The following is an 11561-nucleotide window of genomic DNA, read 5'->3' on the forward strand; positions in this document are numbered from 1 at the left end:
AGAAGTGGTTCGAAAAGCAGCGTAGCAATTCGTCCAAGTATGGGGGCACGGTCCAGGCAAGCGGCTACTGTGTAAGCAACTCTGGCCCTTAACCGCCTGCTTCCACACTCTAGGCCTTTCCCTCCCAGAACACCAACTTGCGCTCTAAGAATAATAAGATGGCATCCAGTAAGATTCCAGTAATACCCATAATAATGATGCCGACAAACACGACATCGCTGCGCAGATACTCACTAGCATCCAGCACCATCCAGCCAATTCCGGAACCAGCCGCGACCATTTCAGCGGCGACTGAGGTGGCATACGCGACACTCATGGCGTTTCGCAGACCGACGAAGACATCGGGTAACGACGCCGGAAAAATGACGTGGGCAAAGACCTGAAACTTGTTTGCCCCAAGGGTCTGTGCACGCGAAATGTAGTCACCGCGGACTCGGCTGACACCGGCCGCACATGAGACGTAAATCGGCGCAAAGGCTCCCAGAAACAGCAAGATGATCTTGGAAAAGTTACCCGTTCCCATCCAAAGAATGATGATTGTGTAATACCCTAATGGCGGTAACGGACGCAGGAACGTGATAACTGGTTCAAAAATGGCTTTCACCCGTGGCGAATAACCGCTCAATAAGCCAAGCGGAATCCCCACGACGACCGCCCAGAAGTACGCAATGAACAGGCGTTGCAAGGTTGCCCACAAGTGTTGCCAAAGGGTGTACCCCTTGTAACCGTTTTGCAGTAAATCGAGGAACGTCGCCCAGACCTTTTGTGGTGACGGGATGATCAGGCTGGAGATCTGACCGTTCCACGTAAAGGCGAACCAGAGAATAATGACAATGACAGCAGTAGAAACACTCAGTAAATAGTGGTGTTTTAATTTAGTGATAATGAGGCACCTTCCTTTAAGTCAGCCGAATTAAGCTTGGCTGCTTTGATCACATGATCAAGATTTTCGATAAACCCTTCTTCCTGGGTGGATAGCGTGACCTGACGTCGGCGGACCACACTGACCGTGAACGTCAGCGGCTGGTCAACCACCGTTAAGCGCTGAATCGCGCCGGATTTCAAATACGCGTCCTCCTGGGACATGTAGCGTGGGAAAAAGGCCACGTATTCATCGCTGGCAATCAAGTGTTTCATCACTTCCAGGCTATCGGTACGAAATTGGACGTTGGGTCGGCGCTGCTGAGCAATCATAGCGGTCAATCCCCCGTTGCGTTTTTGAAATTCGTCCCGGTACGCAATGTAGGGCTGCTTCAACACATCCGCGTAAGTGATCATTTCACGCCCGTACAGCGGTGATTTTTTGCCGACGTAGAGCACGTACTGATCCTGAAACAGCGGTTGGTAGGTGATACCCTTATGTTGACCGGTGTCCGCGTCTTGAATGACGATGCCGAATGGTACGGTTTCTGACGTGACTTGGTCGATAATGGTCCCGCTGTTATCCGCCGTTGTACTAACGGCCACCTCGGGCGATGTTTTACGTAAACGACATAGCGTTGTCGGCACCAACCAATCGTTGAGACACGGTAGACAGGCAAAGGCCACCTGGACGTGCCCGCGCTGGGCCTCGGCAATCTGTTCAATGTTATGCACGCTCTTAAAGATGACCTGGGCCTCCTTTAAAATGGCGCGACCCGTTGCGGTTGGCGCAACACCGGTACAGTTACGGTTCAGCAACGGTGTCTGCAGTTCTTTTTCTAAACTGCTGATAGCGTGGCTGATAGAGGACTGCGCCATATAGTGCTTCTTAGCAGCACCAGAGATTGAAGCACATTTCACGGCTTCACTTAATAGGTAAAGTTGTTCCAGTTTCATTTGATCACACTCCGTTTTATAGGTAATAAAGGAACAGAAAAGCGTGCCAGTTTGCTGTCTTGATAACAGCACCCCTGACACGCCCGAATACGTGATTATTTTCTTTCGGGACGCAAATAACGTACCACCTTTGATAGTGACCATTATTTTAATGATGAACCAGGTTCTAGCACCCTGATTCGTCGTCCCTTTTCAACCCATTTTTTGAAGCTTCCCTTAGTCAACCTGCTGCTGAATCCCGTGCCTGCGGGTATCAGACTGTTTCGCATGACTTAAAAGATACCGATAAGCCCACCCAATTACAATGTTTTTAGCATACGCAATAACTATCAAACACATAAAGGATTGTGGCTCATAACCAATAGAATCGCTGTAATTAAGGGTTGTGCACCGATACGTTTTCGTTATTGAAGCCGTTTCGCATTTAAAAAATCGCCATATTTTCTTAACCTTTTTTACCTATCGATTATTTCGAATCGCCCCGTGCTACAGGCTTTAGCTGCCATTTAGTCAACGTTTTTTTCGATACCCCTTATCGAAACGCAGGGGGTACCAAACCACAATCAACCTCCCTATCATGAAATCAGTTTACTAAGCGGCAATGTCCACAATTGACGCTGTCAGCTCAGACTTATTTCCATAACTACTGGAGGCTAATTATTTATGACAACTGCTCGTACGAAAAAAATGATCGTGCTCGGGATCGATGGCATGGATGCTAAAACGACCCACCGAATGGTCGAAGAGGGTAAATTACCCCATATCAAAAAATTTCTGGAGGCCGGGTCATCCCGCTCTGGCTTAGAAATGCTTGGGGCACACCCAACCATCACCCCGCCATGTTGGACCACGTTAGCGACCGGCGCCTACCCTGGTACCCATGGGATCACCGATTACTGGCGTCAATCACCCGATAGTCTGGATGCCGTCGTATACAACATGGATTCGCGTAATTGTAAGGCCGAACAGATCTGGAACTGTACAATTGAAGATAAGCTCAAGACCCTTGTTTGGCACTGGCCCGGCTGTTCATGGCCCGCAACCTCAACTGATCCGCTGTTAAGCGTGGTTGACGGGACCCAACCCGGTTCCGTGAACATGGGCGTTGCTCAAATGGACTGGGAAAAAATCATCTACGGTTCCGGTGATCTGGACAAAGCGAAGTTTATTGCCCACACCGAAAAAGCCACTGGTGTCGGCTGCAACATCACCAATTTGAAAGAAGTGGTTTCATCAAAGAAACTCAACGAAGACGCTGATGACGAAGATGAAATGATGGAGATCTGGTGGGGCGACGAATCACGTAAGGGCGGCGAAATCCGAACCTACGTGAAGTCACTTGAGGATACCGAAATGATGATTGGCGCTAAGGTGGCATACGACATCATCATGACCCCAATCAAACCAGCCGATGACTGGCAAAATGCCCCTGCTGAAGCATTGCAGTTTGAACTCATGATCTCAGCTGGTAAGGAAGTTCGTTACGGCCTGATCACCAAGAACGCTGCCGGTAAATACGACACGGTGACGCTGCATCATACCAAAGATGCCAACGACAGTTTTGTGACGATTCCCAAGGGTGAGATGGTTTCCGGTGTCATTGATGACGCGACTAAGAACGGCATTACAAAACCCTGCTGCAGATCATACAAGATTCTTGAATTAAGCGATGACGGCCAAACGTTGCGCTTATGGATGAGCAACGCGCTGGACACCACAAACGACATGTTATGGCAGCCGAAGGCCCTCTATCAGGAAATCGTCAAAAATGTCGGCCCAGTCCCACCCGTTAGTTTGATCGGTGGCGAGGACGCTGAACTCGTTGACCAGATTTTCTTACCATCGTGGGATATCTATTGCCAATGGCAAGCTGACTGCATCGAATACCTGATTCAACACGACCACTTTGATGCTGTCTTCAGCCATCTGCACAACGTTGACTGTGCCGGGCACCAACTGTGGCACTTAGCCAAAACGTTGTACCCATGGAAATCCACTGATGAAAAAGTCTATCAATCATTCATCGAACGTGTCTACATCCAAACTGACGAATACCTTGGCCGGTTCCTCCACTTCCTTGATGAAGGCTACACCATCTTTGTCGTTTCGGATCACGGGCTACTGGTTGGCCAAAACGTGCCGCCAATTCTCGGTGAATATGGTGGCTTAAACGTCAAGGTCATGGAAGACCTCGGTTACACCACATTGAAGAAGGACGAAAACGGTAACGATATTGACGAAGTTGACTGGGAGAAGACCACCGCAGTTCAGATCCGCAGTAACTACATCTATGTCAATCTCAAGGGCCGTGATGCTCACGGCATCGTAGATCCTAAGGACCAGTACGAACTGGAAGATAAGATCATTTCTGACCTGTACAACTACAGGGACCCAGTAACGGGTAAGCGGGTCGTCGGCATTGCCATGCGTAATAAGGACGCTGCCATTCTTGGTGTCAGTGGACCGGAATGCGGGGACATCTTCTTCACCGTTGAGGAAGGGTTCAACCGCCTGCACGGGGATGGTCTGACCACTGCTGAAGGCTACTTTGGTACCTCCACCCTGCCCGTCTTCATCGCGTCTGGTAAGGGCGTAAAGAACGACTTCACAACCGAGCGTGTCATCCGTCAAGTCGATGTGACACCAACCATTGCAACGTTAATGGGTGTTCGAATGCCAGCTCAGGCTGAGGGTGCACCAATTTACCAAATTTTGGCACCGGAAGCATAATAGAATGATTGTTCAAAAATAACCTAATAAAAACCGCATTCCCAGTCAGTTCAGGGATGCGGTTTTTATTATGCGGTTTTCCGACGCGCATGCATGGCCCGATAAAAGAGCACCACGCCAATTAAGAATGTCAAGCAATCACTGACCGCCTGGCTCCAAACAACGCCGTTGAAACCAGCAGCCTTGCTCAAAAAGATGATAACCACCGCGAAAATAACGCCTTGCCGTGCCACAGCCATAATCAGCGCACTTATCGGTTTCGTAAACGACTGGAAGACCGTCGTAAAGACCAAAATGGCGCCCATCAACGGCGTGGTTGCAAGCAGTGCCCGCAACATCAGCGTTCCCATGCTGACGATGGTTGCCTGATTCATGAAAAGTGCGACCAGATGCGGTGCCAAAATCATCAAAATGACTCCTAGAACCAGCGAGTACCCAATCAGTACTTCATAGTCAAAACGCAGGATTGCGTTCAGCCTTTTGCGGTTTCCCGAACCGTAATTGTACCCGATCAGCGGTTGAGCGCCAAACGCAAACCCGACCATCACCAGCATGATCATCATGTAGATTTTGTTGGCAATGCCCATGGCTGCCACGGCGTCAGCCCCATATCTGGCCAGGTAATTGTTCAGCAGCATCGTGCCAAAACTAGCCATAAAATTCGTCAGACTTGCCGGAATACCTATACTGACGGTCGCCAGTAGTGTTTTTCGGGTCGCGTGTGCCTGCGACCAAGCCAGTGTCAGCACCTTAGCCCGTTTTTGCATAAAGTAGACCAGCAAGCTGGTGTTCAATACGTAGCCGATAACGTTCGCAAGACCGACACCGGTTGCGCCCCAGTGGCACACGAACAGAAAAATCGGGTCAAGCACGATGGTGAGGACTGTCCCAAAAATCGTCGCGATCATCGACTGTTTCGCCAGTCCTTCAGTTCGAATAATGTTTCCAGGTACCAGTGACACCACGATGAATACTGAACCGCCAATCAACATGTTGTAAAATCCTGCTGCGTACTGGTAAGTAGCGGGTGTGGTGCCCAACAAGTGCAAAATAGGTCTTTTAAAACCAAGCATTAGCACCGTTAGCACTAAGCTGACAATGATTGACGCGTAAAAACAATAACTGGCAAGACCGGCAGCCGACTTTTTATCTTGTCGCCCCAGCATCTGGGAAATAACCGCACTGCCGCCAAGGCCAAAAATATCACCAACGGCCAGTAAGAACGAAAAGAGCGGTGCGCCAAGCGAGATACCAGCTACTAGATTGGCGTTGCCCGTTTTTGCAACGAAGAATGTATCCGCCAAATTATAGACCATGCTGGCCAGCATCCCCATCACAACGGGCAACGCTAACTGCATGTACACCTTGCGGACAGGTGCTTTTTCAAAGAGTTGATCCAAAATACTGCCTCCTGAACACTTGTGGCCAACGCGGCACACAAACTTACTGTCATCTGGTCGCTCGTCCAAGGGACTTGCCGATAACCAATAGGTCTATCTTCCAATAAACAGTGGGCGATGTAAAGACAAAAAAAGTATCCCGTTAAAAAACAACCGAGATACTTTTTTCGTTTTTATAGGTAGCCCCATTTCTAATCCGAAACGGTCATTGCGTGTGCATTGACGTAACCCATCCATGTACTGCCATCGTAAACAGAATAGTAGGTCGTGCCGTTGCCGCAAACATAGCGGTATTTAATGGTGTATGACTTGTTCATCAGTGACGTTGAGGTGTGTTTGACCGTCTTGAACATCAAGCTGCTCCAGAGACGGTAACCGCTCTTAGTAAAGGTTGCGGTGTGGGCATAAGCCTTCGCCGTCAACGTTGTCAGTGCATTCTTATTGACGTACCCGACCCAGGTACCGTTCTTGTTATACAGCGAGTAATACGTTCGACCATTATAGTGATCGTAATAATACTTTGCCGTGTAATCGGTGCCCAACTTGGTCTTGCCCTTTGATGATGTGAACATCAGGCTGCGCCAAATTGAGTAGCCCGCCTTCGATGCAGTCACTGTCTTGTTGTAGCTAATGGCCCGAGAAGACAGGAACCAACTCTCATTTTTGCCGTGCTTCTTGCTGGCATCGACATATTGGCCTAGCGCTGTTGAGTGCCAATCATCCGTGTATTGCCAAAGCACGTGCGCGGTTGTAGGTTCAGTTGATTGATAGGCTGCCAGCCAGTAGCCATCGTAGTTTTTCATTGCTGTATTCGCGTATTCGGTCGCGAAACTGTTGTAGGAGTAAAACAGAATTCGTTTATGCGGTGCCTTCGCACGCAGAGCCGTGTACCAAGCAGCTGTCGCGCTATTGGTGGTCCCGCTGGTCACTGTCTGGTCTTCGTAATCGTTCACGTAGAACTTCGCGTCAGGCGCCCGACTGTATAGATCCTTGGCCTCCGTCTTCGCATCCGCTGTGCTGGAATACTGGCTAAAGGAGTAGACCCCATATTTAAGGCCGTACTTCTTGCACAACGCTGCGCTGGTTGCAAAGTCCTTATCCTTATAATCACTGCCGTACTGCACCCGCAGAATCACAAACGGAACGGTCTTTTTGAGATTCTTGACCTCGGTGGCCGTCAGCGCACCTTGCCATTCAGACAGGTCGGGAATCGATGTGCCAACGGCCGCCTTTGCGGGTTTTGCGCTGGTAGCCAGTCCCGACAGTACGCTCATTGCCGCCAAACCGATCCAGAACCACCGAAATTTTCGCCGCTTTTTTTCAATTATCGCTACCATATGATCAGCTCCCCTCATTATCGTTTCACATTACTGCACTAACGTCGTCGGCCGAGCATACCCGACTACGTGCCACCAGGAAACATGAATCGCTTCCGTGATCACACCATAGTCCTGCGCATCAAGCATCATGCCGTCGCCGATGTAAATGCCGACGTGGGTGATGCTTGACGTACTGCCGCCAAAGAACGCAAGGTCGCCCTTTTCCAATTTAGAACTCGACACGTGACTGTAGGTGTTATATTGCGACTGAGCTGTCCGGGGCAACGTTTTGTCAGCAGCCTTCGCATAAACGTACTTGGTCAGCCCCGAACAGTCAAAGGACGACGGGCCGTTGCCACCATAACTGTATGGCTTGCCTAATTCTTTTTTAGCGTAGCCGTACAACGTTGCATAGGTTGCGCCAGCTTTCAGATAGCCGTGCCAGATCCAACCGCTAACGGTGCCGGACTTATTGGTGATGTAATAGTAGAGATAGGTCGAGCCGTTGGATTTTTTATCATAGAGTTTTTTAGTGGCTTCCCAAGTCGTGCTGGCATAATTTTTTAAGTAGTGTGTTTTACTGCTAAACGACACGGTGGTGCTGCTGATACTTAAGTTGTACATGGCACCTGCCGAGCTCTTCCGCACGTATGTTTTCGGGGTCATGCTGCTCTCCTTCACATAGGTGTCCGCCTGGGCAGTTGTCTGATGGGCGACGATTCCAAAGCCCATCCCGATCAGCGCCAGCAACGCGAGTTTGAATAGTCGATGATGGTTTCCTCTCACAATGATTTCCTCCTCATTTGATTCACCTCTAAGCGTACGCTCAAAATGAGTCGTCACAGTTATTGGAAAATATCATCATTTTTAAACCTTTGTGTCAGATTACTTACGTGACATATAGTAGTTAAGTTATTGTAACAGTGATGAAAAATGTTTCATTTTCTTAAGCATTCGGTTACAGAATCGGTGCCGTTATTGGCATTAGACACAAAAAAGCCAACCGCAACTATTGTTTCCTCGCGGTTGGCCTTCGAAATCAATTTGTTAAGTTAGTGTTGACGCCGTTTGCTTGTCATCCCCAGCGCGCTCAAGAAGCTTAGTAATACAAGCCCCAGAAGTGTCCAAGTAGTTGCCTGATGCTCATTGGTTTGCGGCAACGTTTTGGCTGCTTGTTTCTGAGGTATCGTTTCCGCAGTGCTTTTGCCGGTCTGAAGAAGCGCCTTTGTTTGCGTAGCCCTGTTGACCATCCCAGTTGTGGCGACTGTCATCGAGCCCTTAGCGGCAAGCGTCGCGGCAGCTGCATCATGCGTCGGTGCGTCACGATTATCCGCAGCCGCTGGCGCTGATGTCTTGTCCGTTGTTGGTTGGTCGCCGGAACCGCTCGTAACCGTAAGAAACGCAGACCCTGTTTGGTCGTCCTGAGCGGTCGTTGAGGCTGTGGGTGTCGTGAGCTGGTCTGTATCATCCCTATAAACAAGATCAGCTGACTTCACCACACTTGGTGCCTCGGGTTCATCCGTTATAGTTGTGAAGAGCTGAGTTTTTTCAGGTTGTGTCACGGCAAAATCACCTGAAACTGTTAATAGATCTGTTAAAACGCCTTGCAAATCATTTGTAATCTCACCCGATTTCACAACCAGCTGGGTGACGGTGTTCGCCAACGCAGTGGCTGCGTCAAATACAACAGCATGTTGGGCGACAAAATCAGCCGAAAAAGTGACGTTGCCATCCTTATCCTTGATACTGTTTGGGTCTGATATTGACACTAGATTTTTCATCAACGGGGATACAGTCGTCCCAAACCAGTCAATAGTATCATATAACCCAGTCCAGATACCGTTAATCGTTGCGTTCGTGTCCAACCCATCGGCAGCATCCCCAGTCGAATAAGCAAGTGATAAGAAATCATCGGATGCCGGCATTGTTTTAAGTGCAGCTAATCCGGTATCGGCGTTTTGCTTAGCCGTATCAATTGCATCTTGAAGTTGTTGTGCTAACTTGGTTGGCGCCACGTATAGTGTGTTTGTCTGCCAAAGTGAGTCATCTGCTGCATCCGCATTATCGAAACTCGATTTTAAATTCTCAGCCATACTAATAATGGCATCGGTTTGATCCGTGTAAATTTGAATGGCAACTTGTTTAAGCGTATCATCAAAGGTTTGATTAAAACTAGCCTCATCAAACGTGTTACCGGTTTCACCATAAATATTCTTAAGCGTTGCTTCCAACTGTGCCTTGGTTCCGTCAATCGTACTTAATAACTCACTGGCATAATTCGAACTAAAGCTGCTTGCCATCTTTGACCCATATTGACTCAGCACATTTGACCCGTTGTTAGCCTCGCCTGATTCAACTCGGCCAACAGTGCCATCTGTCGTTTCATATGGCAAACTCGTATCGGCAACCTGTTTTAAATAGTTGAACAATACAACGATTTCAGGGTATGAACCCTTCACCGAGGTCAAATTGCCATCTGTAATACTCGATAAATCGGCCTTCAAATCGCTGATGACAATTGGAATGACGTCATCTTCATAAGTGATCTGACCGTCACCGTTAGTATCCGTATAGGTTTTACCAAATAGTGTTGCTGTAACCGAACCATCACTCGTAGTATCTGAAGTGGCTATAATCTTTTCAGTCGCGTTTTTGGCGATGCTGTCCGCTTCATTTACCGTGGTGGACACCGTTGTCGGATCTTTTGAAAGTGCCGTTACATATGCTTTAGTAGTGGCCTCCGCTACTAAACTAGCGGCTTGATCACTCACCGCTTCATTGTAATTTTTGATTTCAGTCCCCGCATTTTGCACACTTTGTGGCAACGCTTCATACTTTGTCTGCAACGTTGCATACGCCTCATCATAAGCCGCATTTGCCACTGTAACTGCAGTGTTGATCGTGGCCAATTGTGTCTGAAGCTGTTGATACTGATTCTCAAGCACTGTGTATGTCTGCGATAATTGGGTTTTCTGGTCAGTTTTATCGCTAGTCGTGTCCTGCTCGAACGAAGCAAGCTCGTTTTGATAGTCAGCTAGCGCTGAATCATATGCATCTTTGCTAGCCTGGTATGCCGCAATCTGCGTATTAATCGCATCTGACTGTGTTTGGTAATTTGTCATGGCTGTCGCATACTCACCGGTTGCATAGTCTAGGTAGTCCTGTTTAGCATTGGTTGCAGAATCCGCATCACCATCGGGTATATCAGTCGCCGCGGTCGGGGCGGCTTGCTTAACAGCGGCTTGCTTTCTAAGCATTACTCGGCGCTGCATAGTGCCGGCTGTTGTGGGTGTCGAAACAGTTGGCGTGGTCTCTGCTGTCTCATCAGTTTTCGATGCCGTATCTGTAGCAGGATTTGAAACAACTGCATCATCCGTTGATCCCGGTTCTGCAGAACCGATTGAATTTGCAGTATCATCAGGCACTTGTGTACCTTCCTTATCGGTACCCGTTGTTTGCAATTTGTTATCTGACTTCGTACCGTTCGGCTCAGTTGTCGTTTGGTTCAAAGCATCGTCACTTGTCGTTACCCCCACCTGAGTTGTGGTCACACTGCTTCCCGTTGATTGCGTGGTATCAGCTTTTACGGAAACGCTGCCAAATAACAGTGTGCCAGACATTGCTAGAAACCCCATTCCAGTAAAGAGCCACTGCTTCTTAACTTTATACATTTTAAAGTGCGAAATTTTGCGCTCAGTGTAGTTCATATTTAATTCCGCCATTAGATAAACCTTTTCCATTCACCCACTATTAGTTTACACTACTTCTACTACTAACAAACATTCAAATTTTGTTGGGCAAGCCCAATAATATGACACTGATTATTATTGAAACAAAATCAATTAAAAATAGTAGAACTGGCCAATGTCCATAAAAAGTACGGTGTCCTGACCCCCCAAAGTAGTGAATGCTTCTTAGGAAACAATCCACCGAAAACCAAAAATAAATAAATTGGTCTAATTTTGCGACAATCTGTCTCATTTCGTCGAAAAATGCCGTTGCGAGTGGGTTTACAGACAAAATGAGACACATTGTCGGGCGTAATTTTACAATAACCATGTTACAGTGAGAATGTGGTGATTGCCTACAATCACCATGTATTTTTCCGTACTATCACTCCCCCAGAAACGTTGATAGTACACCTATTTGTTCCCTGCTCGCTAAACAGCTCCACATTGTTTAGCGAGTTATTTTGTCACTATTATATAATTTATTGCATTATGTGGATTTGTTTTTTTATCCCGAAGTGTCAAATCAAGTGCAACAGTTAATGACCTATTCCAATGATTGGTCT

General features: G+C 48.0%; 7 protein-coding genes. 1 reads left to right on the forward strand and 6 read right to left on the reverse strand.

The genetic code is table 11. The features are described 5' to 3' along the window. Positions 1–109: 109 nt before the first annotated feature. A complete protein-coding gene (locus FC82_RS10830) occupies positions 110–685 on the reverse strand; it encodes an ABC transporter permease (protein ID WP_235809222.1) in 576 nt (191 codons plus the stop codon). 185 nt (positions 686–870) lie between these two features. Continuing rightward, positions 871–1818, reverse strand: a complete 948-nt coding sequence (locus FC82_RS10835) for a LysR family transcriptional regulator (protein WP_056996998.1) — start codon at positions 1816–1818, stop codon at positions 871–873. A gap of 663 nt (positions 1819–2481) precedes the next feature. Here FC82_RS10835 and FC82_RS10840 point away from each other — a divergent pair. Next, on the forward strand, positions 2482–4548 hold the full coding sequence (locus FC82_RS10840; protein ID WP_056996999.1) for an alkaline phosphatase family protein: 2067 nt from the start codon (positions 2482–2484) through the stop codon (positions 4546–4548). 68 nt (positions 4549–4616) lie between these two features. Here the strand turns inward: FC82_RS10840 and FC82_RS10845 are convergent, their stop codons facing one another. The 4 genes from FC82_RS10845 to FC82_RS10860 form a co-directional block, all read right to left on the reverse strand. Further along, positions 4617–5948 carry an MATE family efflux transporter gene (locus tag FC82_RS10845; RefSeq protein WP_056997000.1) on the reverse strand — a complete coding sequence of 444 codons (1332 nt, stop codon included), beginning with the start codon at positions 5946–5948 and terminating at the stop codon, positions 4617–4619. Positions 5949–6139: 191 nt separating this feature from the next. Further along, positions 6140–7285 carry a GH25 family lysozyme gene (locus FC82_RS10850; RefSeq protein WP_054762758.1) on the reverse strand — a complete coding sequence of 382 codons (1146 nt, stop codon included), beginning with the start codon at positions 7283–7285 and terminating at the stop codon, positions 6140–6142. 30 nt (positions 7286–7315) lie between these two features. Further along, on the reverse strand, positions 7316–8053 hold the full coding sequence (locus FC82_RS10855) for a C40 family peptidase (RefSeq protein WP_235809223.1): 738 nt from the start codon (positions 8051–8053) through the stop codon (positions 7316–7318). A 266-nt stretch (positions 8054–8319) separates the two neighbouring features. Continuing rightward, positions 8320–10974 carry a KxYKxGKxW signal peptide domain-containing protein gene (locus FC82_RS10860; RefSeq protein WP_162260945.1) on the reverse strand — a complete coding sequence of 885 codons (2655 nt, stop codon included), beginning with the start codon at positions 10972–10974 and terminating at the stop codon, positions 8320–8322. Between the last annotated feature and the right edge of the window lie 587 nt (positions 10975–11561).

The sequence above is a fragment of the Secundilactobacillus collinoides DSM 20515 = JCM 1123 genome (genome assembly GCF_001435975.1).
GTDB classification, from domain to species: Bacteria; Bacillota; Bacilli; order Lactobacillales; family Lactobacillaceae; genus Secundilactobacillus; species Secundilactobacillus collinoides.